The organism is Kitasatospora sp. NPDC040550 (genome assembly GCF_055594965.1).
Window position 1 is genome coordinate 1 of sequence record NZ_JBVIWC010000049.1, and the last position, 25,197, is coordinate 25,197.

25 protein-coding genes are annotated in these 25,197 nt (G+C 72.8%); 14 read left to right on the top strand and 11 right to left on the bottom strand.

The features are described from left to right. Positions 1 to 218: 218 nt before the first annotated feature. Both ACZ58X_RS39185 and trxA read left to right on the top strand, forming a co-directional pair. On the top strand, positions 219 to 635 hold the full coding sequence (locus tag ACZ58X_RS39185) for a MerR family transcriptional regulator (protein ID WP_470338366.1): 417 nt from the start codon (positions 219 to 221) through the stop codon (positions 633 to 635). Between the two features lie 3 nt (positions 636 to 638). Then, the gene (gene trxA, locus ACZ58X_RS39190) at positions 639 to 971 is read left to right on the top strand and encodes a thioredoxin (RefSeq protein ID WP_470338342.1); all 333 of its coding nucleotides are present in this window, start codon (positions 639 to 641) and stop codon (positions 969 to 971) included. On the opposite strand, the gene ACZ58X_RS39195 is transcribed toward trxA, so the two are convergent. Both ACZ58X_RS39195 and ACZ58X_RS39200 read right to left on the bottom strand, forming a co-directional pair. Next, positions 968 to 1,771, bottom strand: coding sequence for an SURF1 family cytochrome oxidase biogenesis protein (locus ACZ58X_RS39195; protein WP_470338343.1), 804 nt, complete (start codon positions 1,769 to 1,771; stop codon positions 968 to 970). The two genes, trxA and ACZ58X_RS39195, sit on opposite strands and share 4 nt — an antisense overlap. 31 nt (positions 1,772 to 1,802) lie before the next feature. Then, the gene (locus ACZ58X_RS39200; RefSeq protein ID WP_470338344.1) at positions 1,803 to 2,798 is read right to left on the bottom strand and encodes a DEDDh family exonuclease; all 996 of its coding nucleotides are present in this window, start codon (positions 2,796 to 2,798) and stop codon (positions 1,803 to 1,805) included. A 145-nt stretch (positions 2,799 to 2,943) separates the two neighbouring features. Here ACZ58X_RS39200 and ACZ58X_RS39205 point away from each other — a divergent pair, with 145 nt between their 5' ends. The 4 genes from ACZ58X_RS39205 (at position 2,944) to moaA (ending at position 7,291) form a co-directional block, all read left to right on the top strand. Next, positions 2,944 to 3,987, top strand: coding sequence for a zinc-dependent alcohol dehydrogenase family protein (locus ACZ58X_RS39205; protein WP_470338345.1), 1,044 nt, complete (start codon positions 2,944 to 2,946; stop codon positions 3,985 to 3,987). A gap of 266 nt (positions 3,988 to 4,253) precedes the next feature. Next, on the top strand, positions 4,254 to 4,610 hold the full coding sequence (locus ACZ58X_RS39210; RefSeq protein WP_375893924.1) for a DUF485 domain-containing protein: 357 nt from the start codon (positions 4,254 to 4,256) through the stop codon (positions 4,608 to 4,610). Continuing rightward, positions 4,607 to 6,226 carry a solute symporter family protein gene (locus ACZ58X_RS39215; RefSeq protein WP_470338346.1) on the top strand — a complete coding sequence of 540 codons (1,620 nt, stop codon included), beginning with the start codon at positions 4,607 to 4,609 and terminating at the stop codon, positions 6,224 to 6,226. Before ACZ58X_RS39210 ends, ACZ58X_RS39215 begins: the two co-directional genes overlap by 4 nt. 75 nt (positions 6,227 to 6,301) lie before the next feature. Beyond that, positions 6,302 to 7,291, top strand: coding sequence for a GTP 3',8-cyclase MoaA (gene moaA, locus ACZ58X_RS39220; protein WP_470338347.1), 990 nt, complete (start codon positions 6,302 to 6,304; stop codon positions 7,289 to 7,291). On the opposite strand, the gene ACZ58X_RS39225 is transcribed toward moaA, so the two are convergent. From ACZ58X_RS39225 to ACZ58X_RS39250, 6 genes are all read right to left on the bottom strand, one after another. Next, positions 7,288 to 7,506, bottom strand: a complete 219-nt coding sequence (locus ACZ58X_RS39225) for a hypothetical protein (RefSeq protein ID WP_470338348.1) — start codon at positions 7,504 to 7,506, stop codon at positions 7,288 to 7,290. The genes moaA and ACZ58X_RS39225 overlap by 4 nt on opposite strands. 265 nt (positions 7,507 to 7,771) lie before the next feature. Beyond that, positions 7,772 to 8,155, bottom strand: coding sequence for a DUF3099 domain-containing protein (locus ACZ58X_RS39230; RefSeq protein WP_470338349.1), 384 nt, complete (start codon positions 8,153 to 8,155; stop codon positions 7,772 to 7,774). Positions 8,156 to 8,300: 145 nt separating this feature from the next. Beyond that, a complete protein-coding gene (locus ACZ58X_RS39235) occupies positions 8,301 to 8,849 on the bottom strand; it encodes an RNA 2'-phosphotransferase (RefSeq protein ID WP_470338367.1) in 549 nt (182 codons plus the stop codon). Positions 8,850 to 8,881: 32 nt separating this feature from the next. Next, positions 8,882 to 10,279: a metallopeptidase TldD-related protein gene (locus tag ACZ58X_RS39240; protein WP_470338350.1), complete on the bottom strand. Its 1,398-nt coding sequence runs from the start codon at positions 10,277 to 10,279 to the stop codon at positions 8,882 to 8,884. Further along, positions 10,279 to 11,832: a TldD/PmbA family protein gene (locus ACZ58X_RS39245; RefSeq protein ID WP_470338368.1), complete on the bottom strand. Its 1,554-nt coding sequence runs from the start codon at positions 11,830 to 11,832 to the stop codon at positions 10,279 to 10,281. The genes ACZ58X_RS39240 and ACZ58X_RS39245 overlap by 1 nt, the downstream gene beginning before the upstream one ends. Positions 11,833 to 11,988: 156 nt before the next feature. Next, complete coding sequence (locus tag ACZ58X_RS39250; RefSeq protein ID WP_470338351.1) at positions 11,989 to 13,134, bottom strand: MBL fold metallo-hydrolase; 1,146 nt, start codon at positions 13,132 to 13,134, stop codon at positions 11,989 to 11,991. Between the two features lie 316 nt (positions 13,135 to 13,450). Between ACZ58X_RS39250 and fabG the strand changes: the two genes are divergently transcribed. Both fabG and fabI read left to right on the top strand, forming a co-directional pair. Then, entirely contained in the window at positions 13,451 to 14,170 is a 720-nt protein-coding gene (fabG, locus tag ACZ58X_RS39255) for a 3-oxoacyl-[acyl-carrier-protein] reductase (protein ID WP_360241181.1), read from the top strand. Between the two features lie 2 nt (positions 14,171 to 14,172). After that, on the top strand, positions 14,173 to 14,940 hold the full coding sequence (gene fabI / locus ACZ58X_RS39260; RefSeq protein WP_360241184.1) for an enoyl-ACP reductase FabI: 768 nt from the start codon (positions 14,173 to 14,175) through the stop codon (positions 14,938 to 14,940). Positions 14,941 to 15,032: 92 nt separating this feature from the next. On the opposite strand, the gene ACZ58X_RS39265 is transcribed toward fabI, so the two are convergent. Then, positions 15,033 to 15,707 carry a FadR/GntR family transcriptional regulator gene (locus ACZ58X_RS39265; protein ID WP_470338352.1) on the bottom strand — a complete coding sequence of 225 codons (675 nt, stop codon included), beginning with the start codon at positions 15,705 to 15,707 and terminating at the stop codon, positions 15,033 to 15,035. Between the two features lie 126 nt (positions 15,708 to 15,833). Here ACZ58X_RS39265 and ACZ58X_RS39270 point away from each other — a divergent pair, with 126 nt between their 5' ends. From ACZ58X_RS39270 to ACZ58X_RS39280, 3 genes are all read left to right on the top strand, one after another. Next, a complete protein-coding gene (locus ACZ58X_RS39270) occupies positions 15,834 to 17,120 on the top strand; it encodes a CynX/NimT family MFS transporter (RefSeq protein ID WP_470338353.1) in 1,287 nt (428 codons plus the stop codon). A 75-nt stretch (positions 17,121 to 17,195) separates the two neighbouring features. Next, positions 17,196 to 17,318 (top strand): SGM_5486 family transporter-associated protein, encoded by a 123-nt coding sequence (locus ACZ58X_RS39275; protein WP_470338354.1) that lies wholly within the window; start codon positions 17,196 to 17,198, stop codon positions 17,316 to 17,318. 165 nt (positions 17,319 to 17,483) lie between these two features. After that, positions 17,484 to 18,011 (top strand): SixA phosphatase family protein, encoded by a 528-nt coding sequence (locus ACZ58X_RS39280; RefSeq protein ID WP_470338355.1) that lies wholly within the window; start codon positions 17,484 to 17,486, stop codon positions 18,009 to 18,011. Between the two features lie 77 nt (positions 18,012 to 18,088). Here ACZ58X_RS39280 and serB read toward each other — a convergent pair whose 3' ends face one another. Beyond that, the gene (gene serB / locus ACZ58X_RS39285) at positions 18,089 to 19,339 is read right to left on the bottom strand and encodes a phosphoserine phosphatase SerB (protein ID WP_470338356.1); all 1,251 of its coding nucleotides are present in this window, start codon (positions 19,337 to 19,339) and stop codon (positions 18,089 to 18,091) included. Positions 19,340 to 19,573: 234 nt separating this feature from the next. Between serB and ACZ58X_RS39290 the strand changes: the two genes are divergently transcribed. From ACZ58X_RS39290 to ACZ58X_RS39300, 3 genes are all read left to right on the top strand, one after another. After that, on the top strand, positions 19,574 to 22,177 hold the full coding sequence (locus ACZ58X_RS39290) for an FHA domain-containing protein (RefSeq protein WP_470338357.1): 2,604 nt from the start codon (positions 19,574 to 19,576) through the stop codon (positions 22,175 to 22,177). Positions 22,178 to 22,358: 181 nt separating this feature from the next. Then, complete coding sequence (locus ACZ58X_RS39295; RefSeq protein ID WP_470338358.1) at positions 22,359 to 23,555, top strand: GAF domain-containing sensor histidine kinase; 1,197 nt, start codon at positions 22,359 to 22,361, stop codon at positions 23,553 to 23,555. Further along, positions 23,548 to 24,201, top strand: a complete 654-nt coding sequence (locus tag ACZ58X_RS39300) for a response regulator transcription factor (RefSeq protein WP_360241205.1) — start codon at positions 23,548 to 23,550, stop codon at positions 24,199 to 24,201. The genes ACZ58X_RS39295 and ACZ58X_RS39300 overlap by 8 nt, the downstream gene beginning before the upstream one ends. A 56-nt stretch (positions 24,202 to 24,257) precedes the next feature. On the opposite strand, the gene ACZ58X_RS39305 is transcribed toward ACZ58X_RS39300, so the two are convergent. Beyond that, positions 24,258 to 25,061 (bottom strand): hypothetical protein, encoded by an 804-nt coding sequence (locus tag ACZ58X_RS39305; protein ID WP_470338359.1) that lies wholly within the window; start codon positions 25,059 to 25,061, stop codon positions 24,258 to 24,260. Positions 25,062 to 25,197: the final 136 nt, after the last annotated feature.

Consider the following 25,197-nt stretch of genomic DNA (forward strand, 5'->3'; position numbering starts at 1 on the left):
GTTGGCGGTCTGAAAATCACCCGTCACGCCCCCTTCCGCACCCACCCCCTCCACCGCCCCCTCCCGCAGCGCGTCCCTCTCGCCTGGGGCGGGTGGGAGGTGGGTGGGGGGTCGGTGTGGGTGGGTGGGTGCGCGGCCCGCGTGGCCGGTGGGGCTGGCGTTGACGTTGGGGGGAAGGTTTAGCGTCGGTGGTGGTTGTTCGGGAGGAGTGGGGCGGTATGCGGATCGGGGAGTTGGCGGAGCGGGCGGGGACGACGACGCGGGCGTTGCGGTACTACGAGCAGTTGGGGTTGTTGCCGGCCCGGCGGGCGGGGAACGGGTACCGGGCGTACGGGGAGGAGGACCTGCGGCTGCTGCGGGAGATCCGGATGCTGCAGGACTTCGGGTTCGGGTTGGAGGAGACCCGGCCGTTCGTGGAGTGTCTGCGGGCGGGGCACCCGGAGGGGGATTCCTGTCCGGCCTCGTTGGAGGTGTACCGGCGGAAGTTGGCCGAGTTGGACGAGTGCATCGCGCGCTTGCAGGACGTCCGGGTGCAGGTGGCCGGGCAGTTCGAGCGGGCGGTGCGGGCGCGGGACGAGCTCGCGGCTTCCGAGCAGCCGCCCGAGTGTGAACTGGCCAAGGAGCAGAGGGAGTAGGCGATGGTGGAGATCGCGGGTGTGCCGGCGGTGACGGACGAGACGTTCGCCGTGGAGGTGCTGGCGGCGGCAGGGCCGGTGCTGGTCGACTTCACGGCGGACTGGTGCCCGCCGTGCCGGATGATGGCGCCGGTGCTGGCGGACGTCGCGCGGGAGGAGGCGCACCGGTTCCGGGTGGTGAGCGTCGATGTGGACCGCAACCCCCGGACCCAGGCGGCGTACGGGGTGTTGTCGATGCCGACGTTGATGCTGTTCCGGGACGGGCAGCCGGTGCGGTCGGTGGTGGGGGCGCGGGCGAAGGCGCGGTTGTTGCGGGAGTTGGAGGATGTGCTCTAGGCCGGGAGGGCGTCGAGGGGGACCTCGGGTTCGGCGGCCTGCTTGGCGCGGTCCTTGGCCTCGCGGCGGATGAGGACCCAGACGCCGACCGGGATCATCGCGGTGAACAGCCACCACTGGACGGCGTAGGCCATGTGCGGGCCGATGTCGGAGTGGTTGGGTTCGGGGATCAGCTGCGGCTGGTCGGCCGGGGACGGGGTGCTGGCGGTGAGTTCCAGGTAGCCGCCGAGGAGGGGGCTGCCGGTCTCCTTGGACTGCTGTTCGGTGTTGATCAGGTTGAACTGGCGGTCGGGGAGGCCGGCCCGGTCCTTGACCCAGCCGCCGCTGCTGCCGGTGGTCTCGTCGGCGCGCAGCCGGCCGGTGAGGGTGACCTCGCCGGTCGGGGCGGCCGGGACGGGCGGGTACTGGGTGGCGCCGTCGCCGGAGGGGACCCAGCCGCGGTTGATCAGGACGGTGCCCTTGCCGTCGGAGAGCTTGAGCGGAGTGAGGACGAAGTAGCCGAGGGTGCCGTTGGCGTCGGTCCGCTTGCGGACCACGAACTCGTGTGCCGGGTCGTACTGTCCGGTGGCCGTCACGGCGCGCCAGGTGAGGGCGGACGGTACGGCGGCGCCGGGGGCGGCGGAGAGGCTGTCGAAGGGCACCGGCGAGGCCGTGAGGGCCTTGCCGATCAGCTCGTTCCGGGCCACCCGCGCCTCGTGGCGGTGCAGCTGCCAGAAGCCCAGCTTGATCGTCGCGGGGATCAGCAGCAGCGCGATCAGCAGGGTGATCAGCCACTGGCGGGTCAGCAGAAAACGGTACACATGGGAACGGTACGCCGACCTCACAACGGGCTCACGCACCGGGGTGCGGGGCGACCTCGCGCAGCAGCTGGAGGAAGGCGTCCTCGGTGACGATCGGGGTTCCGACGTCGCGGGCCTTGCGGGCCTTGCCGCTCCAGCTGGTCGGCTCGTTGGTGACCAGGAGGCTGGTGAGCCGGCTGACGGAGGTGGCGATGTGCAGGCCGGCCTCGACGGCGCGGTCCTCCAGGACCTCGCGGTCGGTGGCGGTGTCGCCGGTGAAGGCCACCCGCATGCCCTGGACCAGCGGCTTGCCGTCCTCCCAGCGCCCCGGGTTGGGGTACGGGCAGGCCGGGCGCTTCTTGGCCTGGCGGTACTGGGAGCCGGTCCAGTTGCCGCGGCCGGGGGTGGCGGGCTCGTCCTCGCCGAGGTCGGTGACCGCGACGCAGGTCTGGAAGGGGAGCGGGATGCCGTGGGTGCGGGCCAGCCGGAGGCTGGGGCGGAAGGCCTCGGCGAGCACCCGGGCGTCGTCCAGGGCGTTGTGGGCCTGGCGCTGCTGGACGCCGAAGTGGGCGGCGAGCGAGGAGAGCTTGCCGTTGGGCAGCGGGAGGCGCAGGTCGCGGGAGAGGACCATGGTGCACAGCCGCTGCTCGACCGGGGCGCTGCGGCCGGCCCGGGAGAACTCGCGGGAGATCATGTTCCAGTCGAACAACGCGTTGTGCGCGACCAGGACGCGGTTCGCCAGGCGGGTGGCGAACTCCTCGGCGATCTCGGGGAAGGTCGGCGCGCCGGAGAGCAGTTCGGCGGTGAGGCCGTGGATCCAGACCGGGCCCGGGTCCCGCTCGGGGTTGACCAGGGTGTACCAGTGGTCGGTCACCTCGCCGTCGCCGTCCAGCTGGTAGACACCGGCCGAGATGACGCGGTCGGAGCGGCCGAGACCGGTGGTCTCGACGTCGACGACCGCGAAACCCTCGGCGGGGGCGGCGGAACGCTGGGCGGGGACCGGGGCGGTCCGCGGCGCGCCGTACGTCTCGGGCTGGATCGGTTGCATGGTCCAACAGGATAAGGGGCGAGTCGGCCGTGGCCGGTCGAAATGTTCCGAGCCGGTAGCCGGAATAGAGTGGTCCGCATGGGTGTCGTACACCTGGTCGAGATCGTTTCCGGCCGCTCGGCCGGTTCTGTGTGAGGAAAAACGCATGCGCGCCACGGTGATCCACGGACCGAACGACATCCGGATCGAAGAGGTACCGGACCCGGTGATCCAGCAGCCGACGGACGTCGTGCTCCGGGTGGTCAACGCCTGCATCTGCGGCAGCGACCTGTGGGCCTACCGCGGGGTGGCCCAGCGGGTGCCCGGGCAGCGGATCGGGCACGAGTTCCTGGGCGTGGTCGAGGAGGTCGGCGCCGAGGTCCGGGGCTTCGCCAAGGGTGACTTCGTGGTCGCGCCCTTCGTCTGGTCGGACGGGGTCTGTGAGTTCTGTCTCGAAGGCCTCCAGACGTCCTGTCCGCACGGCGGGTTCTGGGGGTCGGTGGGTTCGGACGGCGGCCAGGGCGAGGCGGTGCGCGTGCCGTTCGCGGACGGGACGCTGGTGAAGCTGCCGAAGGAGGCGGTGGGCGACGAGAAGCTGCTGCCGGGCCTGCTGGCGCTGTCCGACGTGATGGCGACCGGGCACCACGCGGCGGTGTCGGCGGGGGTGCGCCCGGGCGCGACGGTCGCGGTGGTCGGCGACGGCGCGGTGGGCCTGTGCGGCGTGCTGGCGGCGCGCCGGCTGGGCGCGGGCCGGATCATCGCCCTGGGCCGGCACACCGCCCGGACCGAGCTGGCCCGGCGCTTCGGGGCGACGGACGTGGTGGCCGAGCGCGGCGACGCGGCGGTCGAGGCCGTCAGGGAGCTGACCGGCGGCCTGGGCGCGCACGCGGTGCTGGAGGCGGTCGGCACCGAGGAGTCGATGCGGACGGCGGTCTCGATCACCCGGGACGGCGGCGCGGTCGGCTACGTGGGCGTGCCACACGGCGGCAGTGCGGGCGTCGACATCGGTCAGATGTTCGGCCGAAACGTTTCGCTCAACGGTGGCGTGGCCCCGGCCCGCGCGTACATCCCCGAGCTGCTGCCGGACGTGCTCTCCGGCGCGATCGAGCCCGGTCTGGTCTTCGACCGGACGGTCGATCTGGACGGCGTTCCGGACGGCTATCGGGCCATGGACGACCGGTCCGCGCTGAAGGTCCGGATCGCCTTCTGATTCTGACGCTTCGTCAACAGGGGCGGCACCGTTGGACGGTGCCGCCCCTTTCGGTTGTGATGACCCCGGTCCGGATGTGACGCGAGTGGTGGTTTTCGGCCAATTGGATGGTGCGAGGGGGTGAACGACTGGCTGATCGCGGTCAACCCCTTCCGGGGTGGGCACGACGCTCCTAGCATTGCGCGGCGCGCACGAGGAATGTGACGTCCCTCACGTTCGAATCGTCCCCCCGTGCGACCGCTACGCCGAAGGAGTGAGGAGACAGAGTGGATTCGCCGCCGATCACCACTACCGCTACGGAAGTCCAACTCATCGATGACAGCGAGGAGTTCCGTACTCTGCGGCGCTCGTTCCGGAGCTTCGCCTTCCCGGTCACCATCGGCTTCGTGCTCTGGTACCTGCTCTACGTACTGCTCTCCTGCTACGCCCCCGGACTGATGGGCACCAAGGTCGTCGGGCACATCAACGTGGCCCTGGTGCTGGGGCTGCTGCAGTTCGTCACCACCTTCGTCATCGCCGCCTGGTACGCCCGCTACGCGGACCGGCGGATCGACCCGCCCGCCGCCGCGATCCGTGAGGCCTACGGCGCCGTCGTCCACGCCCCCCGGGAGTCCGCCGAATGACACCGCTCGCCAGCTCCGCCACGGAGCACCGCGGTCTGATCATGTCCTTGTTCGGGCTCTTCGTGGTGGCCACCCTGGTGATCACCGTCTGGGCCGGGCGGCAGAACCGCAGCGCCGCCGACTTCTACGCCGGCGGTCGCGGCTTCACCGGCTTCCAGAACGGCCTGGCCATCTCCGGCGACTACATGTCCGCCGCGTCCTTCCTCGGCATCGCCGGAATCATCGCGCTCACCGGCTACGACGGCTTCCTGTACTCGATCGGCTTCCTGGTCGCCTGGCTGGTCGCGCTGCTGCTGATCGCCGAACCGCTGCGCAACTCCGGCCGGTTCACCATGGCGGACGTGCTCGCGTTCCGGATGCGCCAGCGCCCGGTGCGCACCGCGGCCGGCATCTCCACCATCGTGGTCTCGATCTTCTACCTGCTCGCCCAGATGGTCGGCGCCGGCGCCTTGGTGGCGCTGCTGCTGGGGGTCACCGGGGAGGGCGCCAAGCGGTGGACCATCCTCGCGGTCGGTGCGCTGATGATCATCTATGTGGTGATAGGGGGTATGAAGGGCACCACCTGGGTGCAGATCGTCAAGGCCGTGCTGCTGATCGCCGGCGCCGCACTGATGACCGTCCTGGTGCTCGCCAAGTACCACTTCAACCCCTCCGAACTGCTCGGCGCGGCCGCCTCCGCGAGCGGCAAGGGCTCGGCCTTCCTGGAACCGGGACTGAAGTACGGGGCCACGAACACCTCCAAGCTCGACTTCATCAGCCTGGGGATCGCCCTGGTGCTCGGCACCGCCGGCCTGCCGCACATCCTGGTCCGCTTCTACACCGTCCCCACCGCCAAGACGGCCCGGAAGTCCGTGCTCTGGGCGATCGGCATCATCGGCGTCTTCTACCTGATGACCCTGGCGCTGGGCTTCGGCGCGGCCGCGCTGGTCGGCCGCAGCGGCATGGTGGCCGTCGAGGGCAAGACGCCCTCCGGCAACACCGCGGCGCCGCTGCTCGCCGAGCAGCTCGGCGGCGGGGCCGGGACCACCGGCGGGGCGATCATGCTCGCGGTGATCTCGGCGGTCGCCTTCGCCACCATCCTCGCCGTGGTCGCCGGGCTCACCCTGGCCTCCTCGGCCTCCTTCGCCCACGACCTGTACGCCAACGTGATCCGGCGCGGGAAGGCGACCGAGCGGGAGGAGGTGCGGTCCGCCAAGTGGGCCGCCGTCGGGATCGGCGCCGTCGCCATCGTGCTCAGCCTCTACGCGGGCAAGCTCAGCACCGCCGCCCTGGTCGCGCTGGCCTTCGCGGTGGCCGCCTCGGCCAACCTGCCGACCCTGCTCTACTCGCTGTTCTGGAAGCGCTTCACCACCACCGGCGCGGTCAGCTCGGTCTACGCCGGCCTGATCTCCTCGGTGGTGCTGGTGGTGTTCTCCCCGGTGCTCTCCGGAGCCAAGAACTCGCTCTTCCCGGACGCCGACTTCCACTGGTTCCCGCTGGAGAACCCCGGCCTGGTCTCCATCCCGATCGGCTTCCTGGCCGGCTGGCTCGGCACCCTGCTGTCCAAGGAACGTCCGGACCCGGCGAAGTACGCTGAACTGGAGGTCCGCTCACTCACCGGGCTGGGCGCCCACTGATCGATCCGGCATGACTATGCTGGCCCGGCCCACCGTGACGGTGGCCGGGCCGGCGGTTTTCGGGAAGGGACGCACGTGCTGCTCGACACCTTCGGACGACGCGCCGTCGACCTGCGGGTCTCCCTCACCGACCGGTGCAACCTCCGCTGCACGTACTGCATGCCGGAGGAGGGGCTCCAGTGGCTGGCCAAGCCCGAGCTGCTCAGCGACGAGGAGATCGTCCGGCTGGTCACCCTCGCCGTGCGCGACCTGGGCGTGCGCGAGGTCCGCTTCACCGGCGGTGAGCCGCTGCTGCGCCCCGGGCTGGTCGCGATCGTCGCCGCCTGCTCCGAGCTGGAACCGCGCCCCGAGCTGTCGCTGACCACCAACGGCATCGGACTGGCCCGCACCGCGACGGCGCTGCGCGAGGCCGGACTGGACCGGGTCAACGTCTCGCTGGACACCCTCGACCCCGAGGTGTTCCACACCCTCACCCGCCGCCGGCGCCACCACGACGTGCTGGACGGGCTGGCCGCCGCCGAGGCGGCCGGGCTGGCGCCGGTGAAGCTGAACGCGGTGCTGATGCGCGGGGTCAACGACCACGAGGCGGCCGACCTGCTGGCCTGGTGCCTGGAGCGGGGCTACGAGCTGCGCTTCATCGAGCAGATGCCGCTGGACGCCCAGCACGGCTGGGACCGCTCGTCGATGGTCACCGCCGAGGAGATCCTGGAGCTGCTGCGGGCCCGGTTCACGCTCACCCCGGAGCCGTCCGGGCGCCGGGGCGCGGCGCCCGCCGAGCGCTGGGTGGTGGACGGCGGCGCCGGCCGGGTCGGCGTGATCGCCTCCGTCACCCGGCCGTTCTGCCGGGCCTGCGACCGGACCAGGCTGACCGCCGACGGGCAGGTGCGCAACTGCCTGTTCGCGACCGGGGAGACCGACCTGCGCAGCGCGCTGCGCTCGGGGGCGGACGACGCGGAGCTGGCCGCGCTGTGGCGGGCGGCGATGTGGGGCAAGAAGGCCGGGGCCGGGATCGACGACCCGGAGTTCCACCAGCCCGAGCGGCCGATGTCGGCGATCGGCGGTTAGGCGCCTTCCTGGGTCCAGTCGGCGAAGGCGACGACCTCCTTGAGGAAGCCGCGCACGCCCAGGAACTGGGACAGGTGCTCGCGGTGCTCCTCGCAGGCGAGCCAGGTCTTGCGGCGGTCCGGGGTGTGCAGCTTGGGGTTGTTCCACACCAGCACCCAGTGGGCGTCCGCCCGGCAGCCCTTGGCGGAGCAGATCGGGGTCTGCGGGGTGTCCATCGGGGGCCGTCCTCCGGTGTGGCGGGTGCGTGGTCACCGCCAGTCTGTCACGCCGCCCTGGCCCGCCCGGATCCGGGCATGGCGACGCCGGGCAGCCACGGGGGGAGCCGCCCGGCGTCGGTCCGTCGCTCCGACGGGGGATGCGGAGCGCGTACGCAGTATGTCACGCCGAAGGCCTCGGATGGGGAGGTCTTGCATGATTAATCTGAGCTTCTTCTGAGCTTTCGCCGACCTGATTCCGGCTCAATCCCCGCAAACCGGGCGGTCAGTCCGTGCCCGGTGACGTTTCGGTGCCGGTGGGCTTTGCCTGTCCTGTACCAGCGGGCGCACCAGCCCCACCCGTACCACCGGGGCCGAGCATCAGCGGGGTGTCGGCCGGGAAGTCGAAGGAGCTCGGCAGGCCCGGCGCCCGCTCCCGGCCGGCGTTGGCGATCAGCACCGCGAAGTACGGCAGCAGCACCCCGCCCGCCAGTGCCCCGAAGGCCAGCCAGCGCTCGACGTTCCACAGCACCACCGCGAGCAGCACGCAGACGGTGCGCAACAGCATCGAGATGACGTAGCGGCGCTGGCGCCCCCGGACGTCCTCGGAGAGGCTGCTGCGCGCCCCCGTGATCCGGTGGATCTGTCCGCCGCCGGCGCTCTTGCCCATGTGTCCAACCGCCCTCGTCCAGGCATCCGCGCGCCGTTCCGCGCGGCCTCCTCACGGTACGCCCGGGCGCCCGGGACGACGAGACCGGGTGGGCGGGGCCCACCCGGTCGGGCGTGATAGAGGAGCCGTACGGCGTCAGGAGTGTCTACGAGCGCCGGGAGAGGTACTGCGGGGGGACGGCGTCGGTGAGCCAGACGCCGTTCTCGCTGAGCCGGAACTCGTGGCCGGCCGCCGCCATCGCGGCCGCGTTGACGGTCAGCACGACCGGGCGGCCGTGCCGGGCGCCGACCCGGGTGGCCGTCTCGGTCTCCGCCGAGAGGTGGACGTCCTGCCGGGTCATCGGGCGCAGCCCCTCGCGGAAGATCGACGCCAGGTGGCGGTCGGCGGTGCCGTGGTAGAGCACCGGCGGCGGCACGGTGGCGGTCAGACCGAGGTCGACCGCCACCGTGTGGCCCTGGTTGGCGCGGATCGAGAGGCCGTCCGGGGAGTAGCCGAAGCGGCGCTTGTTGTTGGTCGCCACGACGTGGTCGAGCTCGGGCCTGGTGAGCGGCCTGCCCTTCGCCGCGAGGGCGCCGAGCAGGACGTCGATCCGGACCCAGCCGGAGTCGTCCAGCGTGATCCCCACCAGCTCCGGCTCGTGCCGCAGGATGCGGGAGAGCATCTTGCTCGATCTGACCAGCCGCTTCTCGTCCATCATGTTCTTTCCATCCCCCCGTCGGTCAGCGGCTATGAGGCCGGGCTGACCGAACTCATGTTGAAGTCCGCGACACGCACGGGTGGCATCGCGGTGCGGGTGAAGTAGTCGCTCCACTCGCGGGGCAGGCAGGCCTCGGTGCGGCCCGCCTCGGTGATCCGGCCGAGCAGGTCGACCGGGGACTCGTTGAACCGGAAGTTGTTGACCGCGCCGACCACCTGGCCGTTCTCCACCAGGTAGACGCCGTCCCGGGTGAGGCCGGTGAGCAGCAGCGTCGCCGGGTCCACCTCGCGGATGTACCAGAGGCAGGTGAGCAGCAGGCCGCGCTCGGTGCGGGAGATCATCTCGTCCAGGGTCGGCGCGGACTCCTGGTCGGCCGTCTCCAGCACCAGGTTGTCGATGCCCGGGCGCAGCGGCAGGCCGGTGAGGCCGGCCGTGTGGCGGCTGGTGACCAGCTCGGTCAGCACGCCCTCGCGGATCCACTCGGTGGCCTCGATCGGCGCGCCGTTGTCGAAGACCGAGACGTCGCCGCCGGTGCGGTGCGCCAGCACGAACGGGGCGGCCTCCAGGCCGGGCTCGTTCGGGTCGGCGCGCAGGGTCAGCGGCAGCGCGGCGAGCTTGTCGCCGATCCGGGTCCCGCCGCCGGGCCGGGAGAAGACCGACCGGCCCTCGACGGCGTCCCGGCCGCCGGCCGCCCAGTGCAGGCAGAGCAGCAGGTCGGCGACGGCTGCGGGCGGCAGCAGGGTCTCGTACCGCCCGGCGGGCAGGTCGATCCGGCGGGCGCCCCAGCCGAGCCGCTTGGTGAGCTCGGCGTGCAGGGCGGGGACGTCGACGTCGGTGAAGTCCCGGGTGGCGGCGCCGACCCAGGCCGAGCCGGAGAGGTCGGCGGTCTTGCCGTTGATCTCGACCATGCCGGTGGGCTGGTCGTGGCGCAGCCGCAGGCCGGTGGAGCTGCCCAGGTAGCTGGTGGTGACCTCGTGCCGGGCGAAGCCGTACAGCAGCTCGCCCTGGGCGGCGGCGCGGGCGAAGGCCTCGCCGAGGGCCGGGCCGAAGGCCTCGAACACCTCGATGGAGGTCTCCGCGGGCGGCGCGGTGAAGTCGGGGGAGGAGGGCCGGCCGTCGACCAGTGGCTGGGCGTCCTCGGCCGGTCCGGCCGCGCGGGCCGCCGCCTCGGCGGCGCGGACCAGGCCCTCGACGTCCTCGGCGGTGACGGCCTCGCGGGCGACCACGCCGGAGGCGGTGCCCTCGGCGCCGCCCACGGTGGCGATCACGGTGAGGCGGCGGCCGCGGGTGACGCCGTTGGTGGTCAGGGCGTTGCCGGCCCAGCGCAGGTTGGCGGTGGACTCCTCGTCGGCGATCACCACGCAGCCGTCGGCGCGGGACAGGCCGAGGGCCAGCTCGACGAGTTCGTGGGGCTGCATCGCGGTCATCAGTGACCCGCCTCCTGCTGGGTGTTGAGCACGTTGACGTTGCGGAACAGCGCCGACGGGCAGCCGTGGCTGACCGCCGCGATCTGGCCGGGCTGCGCCTTGCCGCAGTTGAAGGCGCCGCCGAGCACGTAGGTCTGCGGGCCGCCGACGGCGGCCATCGAGCCCCAGAAGTCGGTGGTGGTGGCCTGGTAGGCGAAGTCCTTGACCTGGCCGGCGAGTTCGCCGTTCTTGATGGCGTAGGCGCGCTGGCCGGTGAACTGGAAGTTGTAGCGCTGCATGTCGATCGACCAGGAGCGGTCGCCGACGATGTACAGACCGTTCTCCACCCCGGCGAACAGGCCCGCGGTGTCCGGGCCGTCGGCGGCCGGCTGGAGCGAGACGTTGGCCATCCGCTGGACCGGGACGTGCGCGGGGGAGTCCGCGAAGGCGCAGCCGTTGGAGCGCTCGAAGCCCTTCAACTTGGCCATGCCGCGGTCGAGTTGGTAGCCGACCAGGACGCCGTCCCGGATCAGGTCCCAGGACTGGGTGGCGACGCCCTCGTCGTCGTAGCCGATCGTGGACAGGCCGTGCTCGGCGGTGCGGTCGCCGGTGACGTTCATCAGCTCGGAGCCGTAGCGCAGGCTGCCGAGCTGGTCGAAGGTGGCGAAGGAGGTGCCGGCGTAGGCGGCCTCGTAGCCGAGCGCGCGGTCCAGCTCGGTGGCGTGGCCGATCGACTCGTGGATGGTCAGCCAGAGGTTGGACGGGTCGATGACCAGGTCGTAGCGGCCCGGGCGGACGCTCGGGGCCTTCATCTTCTCGGCCAGCAGGACGGGCAGTTCGGCGAGCTCGGCGTCCCAGTCCCACTCGGTGCCGGTCAGGTACTCGTAGCCGCGGCCGACCGGCGGGGCCAGGGTCTGCATCGAGTCGAAGGCGCCGGTGCGCTCGTCGACCGAGGTGGCCTCCAGGTCGGAGTAGAGCCGGATCCGCTGCTGGGTCGTCACGGTGCCCGCGGTGTCGGCGTAGAACTTGTTCTCCTGCACCGTCAGCAGCGCGGCCTGGACGTGCGAGACGCCCGGGGCGGCGAGCAGCCGGGAACTGCGCTCGGCGAGCAGCGCGGTCTTGTCGGCGTCCGGCACCTCGAAGGGGTTGACCTCGTACGAGGAGACCCAGGTGACGTCCGCGTGGACGGGCTCGTCGGCCAGCTCGACCCGCTCGGCGGAGCCGGCCGCCCGGCTGATCCCGCCGGAGAGCCGGGCCACCGCGACGGCCCGGGCGGCGACCTCCGCCGCGGCCGCCGGGGTGAGGTCGACCCCGGCGGCGAAGCCCCAGGCGCCGTCCAGCAGCACCCGGACGGCGAAGCCCAGCCGGACGCTGTCGGAGGTGCCGGCCGGACGGGCGTCGCGCAGCCGCCAGGAGGCGCTGCGGACCCGCTCCAGGCGGAAGTCGGCGTGGCTCGCGCCGAGTTCGCGGGCCCGGGTGAGGGCGGCGTCGGCGAGGGTGTGCAGCGGCAGGGCGAGGAACAGCGGGTCGACGGCGCGTCCGTGCGGGGCGCCGGCGCTGTCGGCCGGAGGGATCGGAGGCAATCGGGCTCCCAGGTCGCGGAGGGTGGCGGTGCGGCGCCACAGGGGCGTCCGCACCGCATCATTTCCCCTCCACCGGGTTCCCGGCCAGCGCATTTCGCCCGGTGCGTTGCGGTTTCGGCCAGGGTGGTCCGGGTCCGTGCGCCGCCGTCAGGAGACGGACTCCCACCAGCCGTCCAGCTCCGGCGGGTTGTCCACGTCGATCCGCTCGCCGGGGCGCGGGACGGCCAGCGGGACGGCCTGGGCCTTGGCCTCCTTGAGCAGCCGTTCGATCGGCTCGGCCCAGGGGTGCAGGCCCAGGTTGAAGGTGCACCAGTGGACCGGCACCAGCAGTCCGGCGGTGAGGTCCCGGTGGGCGAGGACGGCGTCCTCGGGGGTCATGTGGATGTCCGGCCAGGCCGCGTCGTAGGCGCCGATCTGCACCAGGGCGGCGTCGAACGGGCCGTGCTGCGCGCCGATCCGGGCGTAGCCCTCGAAGTAGCCGGAGTCGCCGGTGTAAAAGACCTTGCGGGTGGGCCCGGCGATCACCCAGGAGCCCCAGAGGGTGGTGTTGCGGGTCAGGCCGCGGCCGGAGAAGTGGTGCGCGGAGGTCAGGGTGAGGACCAGCTCGCCCAGGGTGCAGGTCTCGTCCCAGTCCAGCTCGATGATCCGGTGCTCGGGGACGCCCCAGCGGCGCAGGTGGCCGCCGATGCCGAGCGGCACCGCGAAGGGCGCGGACTGGCTGCGCACCAGGCGCCTGACGGTCGCCATGTCGAGGTGGTCGTAGTGGTCGTGGGAGATCAGCACCGCGTCGACCGGCGGGAGCTCCTCCAGCTCGACCGGGACGGGGTGCAGCCGCTTGGGGCCGACGTGGGCGGAGGGGGAGCAGCGGTCGCTCCAGATCGGGTCGAGCAGCACCCGCGAGCCCTCGATCTCGACCAGCGCGGAGGCGTGGCCGTACCAGGTGATCTCCACGCCCTCGGCGGCCGGACCGGGGGCGGCGGCGGGGCGGACGGTGGGCACCGGGTGGGCCGGGACCCGGCCCTCGCGCTGGAACAGCATCCGGCGGACGGTGTCGCGGTCGACGCTGGGGGCGCTCCCGGCCCGGGCGAGGGTCGAGGGCGCGTTGTGGAAGACGCCGTCGCGGTACTGGGGGGAGTCCCGCACCCGCTCCTCGTGCTCGCCGTCGGGGCGGCGCCCGAACGCCGCGGGCAGGTCGCGCAGCGCCCAGACGGTCGCGCCCAGGCCCGCCGCCAGGGCGGTGAGGGCGAGCAGTCGTCCGCGTCCGGTGGTGCTCCCGGGCCGTGCCTTGGTCATGCGCCCTGCCTTCGTATCCTCGCCGGGACTCTTCGGGGGAAGGGTACGTCCGGCCCCGAGGTCGGCCCGCACTACGGGGGCAACGGGCACGCCCGCCCGTGTTGTTCCCGCACAGTGCTCCCTTTCGCGGCGGCGCCCCGGCCTGCGGCGGACGGCCGGGAGGCGCGGGCGCCGCGGGCGCGGATTGTCGGATTGCGACAGTTCCTCTGCTGCGGCGCTGTGGGAGACCGATTCGCCGCCGCCGCCGACCGCCCGATAGCGTCACACTGCGTACGCGTTCGGACGGACGCGCTCAGACACGGAGAGAGGTGGATCGTTGAGCCGCTCGGTTCTCGTCACCGGAGGAAACCGGGGCATCGGCCTCGCGATCGCCCAGGCCTTCGCCGAGGCGGGCGACAAGGTCGCCATCACCAGCCGTTCGGGCGAGGTGCCCGAGGCCCTCGCGAAGTTCGACGTCCTCGCGGTGCGCTGTGACATCACGGACGCCGCGCAGGTCGACGCCGCCTTCACCGAGATCGAGCAGAAGCACGGCGCGGTCGAGGTGCTGGTCGCCAACGCGGGCATCACCAACGACACCCTGCTGCTGCGGATGTCCGAGGAGGACTTCACGTCCGTCCTGGACACCAACCTGACCGGCACCTTCCGGGTGGTCAAGCGCGCGTCGAAGCTGATGATGCGCGCCCGCAAGGGCCGCGTGGTGCTGATCTCCTCCGTGGTGGGCCTCTCCGGCTCGCCGGGCCAGGCCAACTACGCCGCCTCCAAGGCCGGCCTGGTCGGCTTCGCCCGCTCGCTGGCGCGCGAGCTCGGCCCGCGCAACATCACCGTCAACGTGGTCGCCCCCGGCTTCGTCGACACCGACATGACCGCCGTGCTCAGCGACGAGCGCCGCGCGGAGATCGTCTCGGGCGTGCCGCTGGGCCGCTACGCGGCGCCCGCCGAGGTCGCGTCCACCGTGCGGTTCCTCGGTTCGGACGAGGCCGCGTACATCACCGGAGCCGTCATTCCCGTCGACGGCGGATTGGGCATGGGTCACTGATCATGAGTGGAATCCTCGAGGGCAAGCGGATCCTGATCACCGGTGTGCTGATGGAGTCCTCCATCGCCTTCCACACCGCACGGCTGGCCCAGGAGCAGGGCGCCGAGATCATCCTCACCGCCTTCCCCCGCCCGAGCCTGACCGAGCGCATCGCCAAGAAGCTGCCGAAGCCGGTCAAGGTGCTGTCGCTGGACGTCTCCAGCCCGGAGGACCTGGCCGGCATCGCCGAGCAGGTCCGCGAGACCCTGCCGACCCTGGACGGCATCGTCCACTCGATCGGGTTCGCCCCGCAGGACGCCCTGGGCGGCAACTTCCTGGACACCCCGTGGGAGTCCGTGGCCACCGCGATGCACGTCTCGGCGTACTCGCTCAAGTCGCTCACCATGGCGCTGCTGCCGCTGATGCAGGACGGCGGCTCGGTGGTCGGCCTGACCTTCGACGCCCAGTACGCGTGGCCGCAGTACGACTGGATGGGCCCGGCCAAGGCCGCCCTGGAGTCGACCAACCGCTACCTGGCCCGCTACCTGGGCGAGCGGGACATCCGCTGCAACCTGATCTCGGCGGGCCCGATCGGCTCGATGGCCGCCAAGTCCATCCCGGGCTTCGGCGACCTGGCCGACACCTGGAACCACCGCTCCCCGCTCAAGTGGGACCTGAGCGACCCGGAGCCGGCCGGCCGCGGCGTCGTCGCCCTGCTGTCGGACTGGTTCCCGAAGACCACCGGCGAGATCATCCACGTCGACGGCGGTCTGCACGCGATCGGCGCCTGACCGACCGGTTTCCGCCACTGCCCGGCACCCCCGTTCGCGGGGGTGCCGGGCAGTCGTGTTTCCGGTCCCGCCCCGGAGGCGGGTGGCCGCGCCTACGCGTCGGCGGTGGCGCAGGCGCCGATGGCGCGGCCGGCCTCGACCGAGGCGCGCTGGGGGTCGCCGTCCCGGATGGCGTCCCGGATGGTGTGGTGGCCGATGTAGCGCTCGGCGATCAGCTCGGGGCCGACGTCGTTGCGCAGGTGCTCGCGGGTGACCTCGCCGAGGTCGGAGTAGACGGCCAGCAGCACGTCGTTGTGGGCGGCGGCCACCACGGCGTGGTGGAAGGCGGCGTCGGCCTGGACGAAGTCCTCGGCGTCGCCGGAGTGCCAGGCGGCCTCGCGCCGTTCCAGCGCGGCGTCCAGCAGGCCGAGGTCGCGGTCGGTGCGGCGGGCGGCGGCCAGGCCGGCCGCCGAGGTCTCCAGCGCCGCCCGCAGCTCGGCGACCTGCGCCTGGTCGGCGTCGGCGAAGCGGCGGTGCATCACCCCGGCCAGCTCGCTGGTGGCCAGGACGTACGTGCCGGAGCCCTGGCGGATGTCGAGCAGCCCGTTGTGGGCGAGGGCCCGGACGGCCTCCCGGACGGTGTTGCGGGCCACCCCCAGCTGTTCGACCAGGGCGGCCTCGGTGGGGATGCGCGAGCCGACGGGCCACTCCCCGGAGGTGATCTGGGCGCGCAGCTGCGCGATCACCTGGTCGGACAACGGGGTGCGCCTCGGCGAGGACAGCGCCACGGGGACTCCTAGCGACTACGGGGTTGGGTGGGCCGTGGGGGGAAAGTGGCTGATGGACGAACGGGTCGGGACATCATGCCAATTCCGAGGTGCATCAATTCATCCCATCATTCTATGATGGCGCCCATGCCTCCCGCAGCAGACACCACCACCTCCTCCCCACGGAGCGGGGAGCGGCCGCAGACCGAGCGGCCGTCCGCCCCCGGCACGTACCTCGGCGTGCTGTTCGCCGTCGCGATCGCCGCCGCCGCCTTCAACCTGCGCCCCGTGGTCACCAGCCTCGGGCCGCTGCTCGACCAGGTCCGCGACGACCTCGGGATGAACCCGACGCTCGCCGGGCTGCTGACCGCCGTCCCCTCGCTGTGCTTCGCGCTGTTCGGCCTCGCCGCTCCGGCCGCGGCCCGCCGGATCGGCCCGATCGCCGTGATCACGGCCGGCATGGCCGCCATCACGGCGGGTGTGCTGGCCCGCTCGTTCGCCGGCGGCACGGCGGTGTTCCTGCTGTTCACCGCGCTCGCCCTGGCCGGGGTGGCGGTCTCCAACGTGCTGCTGCCGGTGGTCATCAAGCGGTACTTCCCGGAGAAGGTCGGGCCGATGATCGGCCTGTACTCCATGGCGCTGTCCGCCGGCACCGCGCTGGCCGCGCTGGTCAGCGTGCCGCTGACCAGCTCGCTCGGCGGCGACTGGCGGTACGGCCTGGGCAGCTGGGCCGCCCTGGGGGCGGTCGCCCTGCTGCTCTGGCTGCCGCTGCTGATCGCCAAGCGCGAGCGCGGCGAGCGGGCCGGCGGCGCCGCCGCCCCCGCCAGGCTGCCGATCACCCGCAGCCGCACGGCCTGGGCGATGGCCTGCTTCTTCGGCCTCCAGGCCACCGGCGCCTACGTGGTGATGGGCTGGCTGCCGAAGATCTTCCAGGACTCCGGCATCGACAAGGGCACCTCCGGGGTGCTGCTCGCGGTCACCATGGTGATCGGCGTGCCGGTCTCCTTCGTGCTGCCCAACCTGGCGGCCCGGCGCGGTGACCAGCGGATCTTCGTGGTGCTGCTGGCCTGCTGCGGCATCGCCGGGTACTCCGGGCTGGCGCTCGCCCCGGCCGGGGCGCCGTGGGTGTGGGCCGTGCTGGTGGGCCTGTCCAACTGCGCCTTCCCGCTGGTGCTGACCATGATCGGGCTGCGCGCCCGGACGGCCGGCGGGGTGGCCCAGCTGTCCGTCTTCGCCCAGGGGCTCGGCTACCTGATCTCCGTCCCGGGCCCGATCCTGATCGGCCGGATCTACGACGTCACCGGTGAGTGGTACTGGCCGCTGGGCTTCCTGGCCCTGCTGCTGGTGCCGCAGATGCTGTTCGGCCTGCGCGCCGCCCAGGCCCGGCACATCGAGGACGAGGCCGTCCTGCCCGCCGAGCGGGTCAAGGCCTGACCGGGAAGGTCAAGGCCTGACCAAGGCGGTGGGGCCCGCCGGGGACGGGCGTGTTCGGGGTGGGAGAATCCCGACATGCCCGTTCTCGACCCGAACCCCACCGACGGCCGCAAGCAGCTCGGCCGCATCGCCCTCCTCTTCGGCGGCATCGTGGTGCTGGTGGCGATCATCGCCACCGTCGCCGCCGCGATGGGCTGACCCCGCCGCCCAGCCCGCCCGTACCGCCCGTACCGGGGGTGCACCGGTGCCGTACTCCCGGTGACACCCCGGTCGGCGCGGCATGACGGCACCCGCCACCCCGGGGAGTGGCGGCACCCGGGAGCGTCGCGCCCCCGGGCCGCTTTTCTGCCAAGCTTGCTGGGTATGAGCGCCGACACGCCCCGCAGGATCATCGTTCTCCGCCACGCCAAGGCCGACTGGCCGAACGGCGTGGACGACCACGAGCGGCCGCTGGCCGACCGGGGCCGTCACCAGGCCCCGGAAGCCGGCCGCTGGCTGGTCGACTCCGGCATCAACCCCGACTTCGTGCTCTGCTCCACCGCCCTGCGCACCCGCGAGACCTGGAAGCTGGCGGCGCACGAGCTGCCCAAGCGGGCCCGCAGGACGGTGTACGAGGACCGGATCTACGAGGCCAGCCCGGGCGAGATCATCGCCGTCCTCCAGGAGACCCCGGAGGAGTTCGCGGACGTGGTGCTGGTCGGCCACAACCCCGGGGTGCTGGGCCTGACCCAGGTGCTCGCCGGGGACGCCGGGGACCGGGACGCGCTGGAGCGGCTGCGCCTGGGCGGCTTCCCGACGGCGGCGATCGCGGTGCTCAGCTTCGGCGGCTCGTGGAAGGGCGTCGAGCCGGGCGTGGCCGAGCTGGTCTCGTACTACACACCGCAGGACTGACCTCCGGGGCGCTCGCCCCGGAACGTACCTGAGGGGCGCGCGGATCAATCCGCGCGCCCCTCAGGTGTCAGCACGCCTCAGTCGACCGAGAGCCCACCGTCGGCCGCCTCGACCTCCTCGCGGGTGATCCCGAGCAGGTACAGCACGGTGTCCAGGAAGGGCACGTTCACCGCGGTGTCGGCGGCCTCGCGCACCACGGGCTTGGCGTTGAAGGCCACCCCGAGCCCGGCCGCGTTCAGCATGTCCAGGTCGTTGGCACCGTCGCCGATCGCCACCGTCTGCGACAGCGGCACCTTCGCCTGCTCGGCGAACCGGGCCAGCCAGCGGGCCTTGCCCGCGCGGTCCACGATCTCGCCGACCACCCGGCCGGTGAACTTGCCGTCCACCACCTCCAGGGTGTTGGCCGCCGCGAAGTCCAGCCCCAGCTGTTCCACCAGGTGGTCGGTGACCTGGGTGAACCCGCCGGACACCACCGCGACCTGGAAGCCCAGCCGCTGGAGCGTACGGATCAGGGTGCGCGCCCCCGGCGTGAACCTGACCTCCGCGCGCACCTTCTCGGTGACCGAGGCGTCCAGCCCGGCCAGCAGGGCCACCCGGGCCCGCAGCGACTCGGCGAAGTCCAGCTCGCCGCGCATCGCCGCCGCCGTCACCCCGGCGACCTCCTCCTCGCAGCCCGCGTGGGCCGCGAACAGCTCGATCACCTCGTCCTGGATGAGCGTGGAGTCCACGTCCATCACCACCAGGCGCTTGGCCCGGCGCTCCAGCCCGGCGGCCACCACCGCGACGTCCACCCGCTGGGCGGCCGCCTCCTGGGCCAGTTCGGCCCGCAGCTCCTCGGTGGCCACGCCGGAGACGGCCAGTTCGACCGCCGTCACCGGGTACTTGGCGAGACGGAACACGCGGTCGATGTTGCCGCCCGCCGCGGTGATCCGGGAGGTCAGCGCGGAGACGGCGGCCGCGGTCAGCGGGTGGCCGAGCACCGTCACGTGCGAACGGCCCTCGCGGCGCGGGCGGTTGTCGCCGATGCCGGAGAGGATCTCGGCCTGGAGCTTCTGCTCCTCCGCCCAGCGGTGCACGGTGGCCCGCAGGCCGCCCTCGGCGTCGCGGGCGTGCGGCGGGGTGACCAGGGCGCACAGCGTGATGCGCCCACGGGTGACGACCTGCTCGATGTCGATGACGTCGACGCCGAAGCCGGCCAGGGTGGCGAAGAGGCCGGCGGTGATGCCGGGGCGGTCCTTGCCGAACACCTTGACGAGCAGGGTGCGCTCGTCCGCGGTCCGGGGCTGGGCGGCGGGGAGGGGCTCAGCGGCCAGGGGCGATGCGTTCATGGTGGCTCCCACGCTACCCGTCGGCCGCCCCGCCGGGGGCACCTGTCCCACCTCGCGGGACACCCGTGCCCGCGGCCGACCGGCAGCCCCGGGTAGCAGCCTGGTCACAGTCACCCGGGGTGACTTTCACCCGCGGACGGCGGGCTGGAATGATTCCCCCCGTCAGTCAGAGGAACAGTGCACCCCCGGCCGGGGGCCAAATCGGGGGAACCGAGAGAGCGGGGCAGGCAAGCAGTGCCGCAACTCGTCATTGATATCAACGGACAGCAGCGGACTCTTGAGCCCGGGCGGTCCTACACCATCGGGCGCAACCCGCAGTCGGACTTCACGTTCGACGACGCCAGGGTCTCCTGGCAGCACGGGACCATCAGCTTCAACGGCAGCGGTTGGCAGCTGGACGACCACGGCAGCACCAACGGCACCTACGTGGCCGGCGCCCGCACCATGCAGGCCCAGCTGTTCCCCGGTGCCGTGGTGAACCTGGGCAACCCGGAGAACGGCCCCCGACTCGCCTTCTCCGCGCCCGCCCACGCCGCCGCCCCGCAGCCCACCCCGGTGCACGAGGCCGTCACCAGCCGCAGCCCCGCCCCGACGCCCCAGCAGCCCGCCCCGCAGCAGGCCTGGCCGGGTCAGGACCCGTACCAGCAGCAGGCGCAGCAGGCCTGGCCGCCGCAGCACCAGCCCGCGCAGCAGTACGTGCCGCAGCAGCAGGCCGCCCAGCCGTACCCGCCGCAGGACCAGCCGGCGCCGCAGCACGGCTTCCCCGCGCAGCAGCAGGGCTTCCCCGCCCCGCCGGAGCACGACGGCGGCGGCCCGCAGCCGACGGTGATCCGCAACCTGACGGCCGGTATGCGCACCATCCGGATCGGCCGCGCGCTGGACAACGACATCGTGGTGTCCGACCTCCAGGTCTCCCGCCACCACGCCGAGCTGCGTCAACTCCCGGACGGCCGCTACGAGATCGTCGACCTCGGCAGCCACAACGGCATCTTCCTCAACGGCCAGCGGGTGCAGCGCCAGCTGATGGGCCCGCAGGACCGGCTGACCGTCGGCCACTCCGGCTTCGTACTGGTCGGCGACCAGCTGCAGGAGTTCGTCGACACCGGCGCCGTCTCCTTCTCCGCCCGCCACCTGACCGTCGAGGTCGACCACAAGGGCGGCAAGAAGGTCCTGCTCAACGACGTCAGCTTCGGCGTCCCGGAGAAGTCCCTGGTGGCCGTCATCGGCCCGTCCGGCTCCGGCAAGTCGACCCTGCTGCGCGCCCTCACCGGCTACCGCCCGGCCGACCGCGGCGAGGTGCTGTACGACGGCCGCAACCTCTACAAGCAGTTCGCCGAACTCCGCTCCCGGATCGGCCTGGTGCCGCAGTCGGAGATCCTGCACCGCGAGCTCACCGTGCGGAAGGGCCTCAAGTACGCGGCCCGGCTGCGCTTCCCCGGCGACACCGAGGCCCGCGAGCGCGACGCCCGGATCGACGAGGTGCTGTACGAGCTGCGCCTGGACAAGCGCGCCGACAACAAGATCACCGCGCTCTCCGGCGGCCAGCAGAAGCGCGTCTCGGTCGCCCTGGAGCTGCTCACCAAGCCCTCGCTGATCTTCCTGGACGAGCCCACCTCGGGCCTCGACCCGGGCATGGACCGCGAGGTCATGCAGATGCTGCGCGGCCTCGCCGACGACGGCCGCACCATCCTGGTCGTCACCCACTCGGTGGCCGAACTCGCGCTCTGCGACCGGCTGCTGGTGATGGCGCCGGGCGGCTCGGTGGCCTACTTCGGCCCGCCGGACGAGGCGCTGCACTTCTTCGGGTACGAGACCTGGGCGGACGTCTTCCAGGCCTTCGAGAACTACCCCGACCACGACTGGGCCGGCCGCTACCGCGGTTCGGTGCACTACCAGCAGTACTCCGCGCCGACCGTCGAGGCGGGCGAGGTGCAGCACGTCCAGGTCGCCCAGGAGGCCGTCCGGCCGCCCAAGCCGCAGAGCTGGGGCTCGCAGCTGTGGACGCTGATGCGCCGCTACATGTCGGTGCTCGCCTCGGACCGCGGCTTCCTGGCGCTGTCGGTGCTGCTGCCGGCGGTGATCGGCGCGGTCAGCGTGCTGATCCCCAACGAGCCGGGGCTGGCGCCCAACCCGAAGACCCAGCTCCACCTCAACAACGGGGCCGCGACGATCCTGCTGATCCTGGCGATCGGCGCCTGCTTCTCCGGGGCGGCCAACTCGGTCCGCGAGCTGATCAAGGAACGGGCGATCTACGAACGGGAACGGGCCACCGGCCTGTCCCGGTCGGCGTACATGATGTCCAAGATCATCGTGCTGGGCATCTTCTCGGTCATCCAGGGCGCGATCATCTCCGCCGTCGGCTTCCTGCCGCGCAAGCTCCCCGAGCACGGCCTGATCGTCAAGAACATCCCGATGATCGAGATGACCATCGGCATGATCCTGCTCAGCTTCGCCGCGATGATGTTCGGCCTGATGATCTCCGCGCTGGTGAAGACCGCCGAGAAGACCATGCCGCTGCTGGTCATGTTCGCCATCGTCCAGGTCGTGTTCACCGGCTGCCTCTTCCAGATCTTCGGCAAGCCCGGCCTGGAGCAGGTCGCCTGGCTGATGCCGGCCCGCTGGGGCACCGGCATGGTGTCCACCACGCTCGACCTGTCGCACCTCATGGGCCCCTGGAACAAGGACTTCCAGAACCCCAACTACGACCCGCTGTGGGACCACAGCGTCGCCCAGTGGTCGATCGACGCGGCCGTGCTGATCGTCATCTCGGTCGTGATCGGCGTGATCGTGACCCGGCTGCAGCGCCGGCACGAGCCCGAGGTCATGCAGAAGGGCTGACCGGCCCCCTGCCGACCGGCCCCCTGAGAAAGGGCGCTCCCCCCGGGCGGGGGAGCGCCCTTCGCGCTGTCGGCGGGCCGCCCGCCCGCCGGGTGGGCCCATCGGCCTAGGTCCCCGGACCTGCGCCCGGAGCGGCCGGGGACGGACGCGGACGCCCCCGCGCCGGCGGTAGTTTGGCGGTATGCCCAGCCCGACCGGTGACCACCGGACCCCCCTCGACCCGCGCTCCGCCTGCGACCCGCTGGCCGGCATCGAGGCCGTCAGCCAGGCCCTGCTCGCGATGAGCCGGCACCTGGAGGTCCGCGAGGTGCTGCGCCGCATCACCGCCTCCGCGCGCGACCTGCTCGGCGCCGAGTACGCGGCCCTCGGCGTGCCCGACGACCACGGCGGCTTCGCCCAGTTCGTGGTCGACGGCATCACCGACGAGCAGTGGCGGGCCATCGGCCCGCTGCCCCGCCAGCACGGCGTGCTCGCCGAACTGCTGCACGAGACCGGCCCCACCCGGCTCACCGACGTCCGCAAGGCCCCCGCCTTCGAGGGCTGGCCCGAAGCCCACCCCGAGATGGACGCCTTCCTCGGCATGCCGATCCTCGACACCGAGGCCGGCGAGGACGAACCCCGGGTGACGGGCGTCATCTTCCTCGCCAACAAGCGCGGCGGCGGCCTGTTCACCGACCACGACGAGGAACTGCTGCGGATCCTCGCCGCCCACGCCGCCCTCGCCCTCACCAACGCCCGGCTGTACGAACGCAGCCGCGAACTCACCCTGGCCGGCGAGCGCGCCCGGATCGCCCACGACCTGCACGACGCCGTCTCGCAGAAGCTGTTCTCACTGCGGCTGACCGCCAAGGCCGCCGCCAAGCTCGTCGACCGCGACCCGGCCCGGGCCCGCGCCGAACTGGCGGAGGTCGCCCGGCTCGCCGCCGAGGCCGCCGACGAACTGCGCGCCGTGGTGGTCGAACTGCGCCCCGCCGCGCTGGAGGAGGACGGCCTGAGCGCCACCCTCGCCTCCCAGGTGCAGGTCCTCGACCGCGCCCACACCGCCGACCTCGCCTTCGCCGCCGACGGCGTCCGCGCCCTGCCGCCCGCCCAGGAGGCCGCGCTGCTGCGGGTCGCCCAGGAGGCGCTGCACAACGCGCTGCGCCACTCCGGCGCCGGCCGGGTCACCGTCACCCTGGCTGGCACCCCCGCCCGCGGCGCCGTGCTGCGGGTGCGCGACGACGGCCGGGGCTTCGACCCCGAGTCCGTCCGCCGGGCCGGCCGCCACCTCGGCCTGGCCTCGATGCGCGACCGCGCGGCCGCCGTCGGCGGCACGCTCACCCTGGAGTCCGCCCCCGGCAAGGGGACGCTCGTCGAGATGGAGGTCCCCGGTGCCTGAGAGCACGCCGTCGATCCGCGTCCTGCTGGTCGACGACCACCAGGTGGTCCGCCGCGGGCTGCGCACCTTCCTGGAGGTCCAGGACGACATCGAGGTGGTCGGGGAGGCCGCCGACGGGGCCGAGGGCGTCGAGCGCGCCCGCGAACTCGACCCGGACGTCGTCCTGATGGACCTCAAGATGCCCGGCGTCGACGGCATCGAGGCGCTGCGCACCCTCAAGGACGGCGGCAGCCGGGCCCGGATCCTGATCGTCACCAGCTTCACCGAGCACCGCACCATGGTCCCCGCGCTGCGGGCCGGCGCCGCCGGGTACGTCTACAAGGACGTGGACCCGGAGGCGCTGGCCGGGGCGATCCGCTCGGTGCACGCCGGCCACGTGCTGCTCCAGCCCGAACTGGCCGAGGCGCTGCTCGCCGACGACGGCCCGCGCGCCCCGCAGGGCCGCGGCGGCACCCTCACCGAGCGCGAGCGCGAGGTGCTCGGCCACATCGCCGACGGCCGCTCCAACCGGGAGATCGCCCGCAGCCTGCACCTGTCGGAGAAGACGGTGAAGACCCACGTCTCCAACATCCTGATGAAGCTGGACCTCGCCGACCGCACCCAGGCCGCGCTGTGGGCCGTCCGCAACGGCGAGGCCCGGGCCTGAGGCCCCCTCGCCGGCGGTCCTTCGCCAGTCAGCGGTCCTTCGCCGGCGGCCCTTCGTCAGTGGTCCTCGCGCTCGTCCACCAGGGCGTTGTAGGCGGCGACCTGGGCCCGCCGCGCGGTGCGCCGCAGCGGGGCCAGCACCGACTGCCGGGCGGCCATCTCGGAGGCGCTCACGGCCGCGCCGTGGCCGCCCGAGGCGATCGCCAGCAGGGCGGACACCTGGCGGGCCGACTCCAGCACCCGGACGGCGCGCGGCGGGTAGCCCGGGGCCAGCAACTCGGCGTGGCCGCGCCGGCGGTACGCCTCCAGGGCGCGCAGCGCCTCCGGGCCCGCGCCCGCCACGTCCAGCCTGGTCAGCAGGAGGGTCGCCTCGCGCAGCCCGTCCGCCAGCTCGCGCTCGGCCTCGTGCAGCGAGGGCACGTCCGCCGGCGGGGCGTCGCCGACCTCGGCGCAGCGCCACAGCACGGTGGCCGAGCGGTCGCCCTCCGGGCCGAACACCGTGATCTCCGGCACCAGTCCGAGCGGTGCGCCGACCGCGAGCACGGCCTCGCCGGCCGCCAGCGCGCGCTCGTTGAACGCCGCCGGGCCGGTCAGGCCCAGCGGGTGCCCGGCCGAGGGCAGCGCCAGCCGCAGGCCCTTCACGCCCAGCACCCGCAGCCGCCCCAACGCCCAGGTCAGCGCGTGCTGCTCGCCCGGCGCGTCCCCGGGCAGCCCGGTCACCCGGTGGCCCTCGTCGGCGCCGAGCACGGCCTCGGCGGCGTCGTCCGGCGCCACCAGGCCGCTCAGCAGAGCGTTGCCCCAGGCGGTCAGCCGCCCCGAACGGGGCTCTTCGTACGGATTGTCGGCAGGAGTCACGAGCATCCGGCCAGCCTACGGAATCGGCGGTCATCCGCGTGGCGTAGGTTTGCCCATGCGCGTGCGGCGCACCCATCCCGTGCCCACCGGCTGCCGGGGTCGGTCCGCCGCCCGCACCGACGGCCGACATTTGTGAATTTGG

Excerpts from the sequence above, each read along its gene's own strand:
- ACZ58X_RS39185 (WP_470338366.1), top strand. The coding sequence starts at position 219 with ATGCGGATCGGGGAGTTGGCGGAGCGGGCGGGGACGACGACGCGGGCG.
- trxA (WP_470338342.1), top strand. The coding sequence starts at position 639 with ATGGTGGAGATCGCGGGTGTGCCGGCGGTGACGGACGAGACGTTCGCC.
- ACZ58X_RS39200 (WP_470338344.1), bottom strand. The coding sequence starts at position 2,798 with ATGCAACCGATCCAGCCCGAGACGTACGGCGCGCCGCGGACCGCCCCG.
- ACZ58X_RS39205 (WP_470338345.1), top strand. The coding sequence starts at position 2,944 with ATGCGCGCCACGGTGATCCACGGACCGAACGACATCCGGATCGAAGAG.
- ACZ58X_RS39215 (WP_470338346.1), top strand. The coding sequence starts at position 4,607 with ATGACACCGCTCGCCAGCTCCGCCACGGAGCACCGCGGTCTGATCATG.
- ACZ58X_RS39225 (WP_470338348.1), bottom strand. The coding sequence starts at position 7,506 with ATGGACACCCCGCAGACCCCGATCTGCTCCGCCAAGGGCTGCCGGGCG.
- ACZ58X_RS39230 (WP_470338349.1), bottom strand. The coding sequence starts at position 8,155 with ATGGGCAAGAGCGCCGGCGGCGGACAGATCCACCGGATCACGGGGGCG.
- ACZ58X_RS39235 (WP_470338367.1), bottom strand. The coding sequence starts at position 8,849 with ATGGACGAGAAGCGGCTGGTCAGATCGAGCAAGATGCTCTCCCGCATC.
- ACZ58X_RS39240 (WP_470338350.1), bottom strand. The coding sequence starts at position 10,279 with ATGACCGCGATGCAGCCCCACGAACTCGTCGAGCTGGCCCTCGGCCTG.
- ACZ58X_RS39250 (WP_470338351.1), bottom strand. The coding sequence starts at position 13,134 with ATGACCAAGGCACGGCCCGGGAGCACCACCGGACGCGGACGACTGCTC.
- fabI (WP_360241184.1), top strand. The coding sequence starts at position 14,173 with ATGAGTGGAATCCTCGAGGGCAAGCGGATCCTGATCACCGGTGTGCTG.
- ACZ58X_RS39270 (WP_470338353.1), top strand. The coding sequence starts at position 15,834 with ATGCCTCCCGCAGCAGACACCACCACCTCCTCCCCACGGAGCGGGGAG.
- ACZ58X_RS39275 (WP_470338354.1), top strand. The coding sequence starts at position 17,196 with ATGCCCGTTCTCGACCCGAACCCCACCGACGGCCGCAAGCAGCTCGGC.
- ACZ58X_RS39280 (WP_470338355.1), top strand. The coding sequence starts at position 17,484 with ATGAGCGCCGACACGCCCCGCAGGATCATCGTTCTCCGCCACGCCAAG.
- serB (WP_470338356.1), bottom strand. The coding sequence starts at position 19,339 with ATGAACGCATCGCCCCTGGCCGCTGAGCCCCTCCCCGCCGCCCAGCCC.
- ACZ58X_RS39295 (WP_470338358.1), top strand. The coding sequence starts at position 22,359 with ATGCCCAGCCCGACCGGTGACCACCGGACCCCCCTCGACCCGCGCTCC.
- ACZ58X_RS39305 (WP_470338359.1), bottom strand. The coding sequence starts at position 25,061 with ATGCTCGTGACTCCTGCCGACAATCCGTACGAAGAGCCCCGTTCGGGG.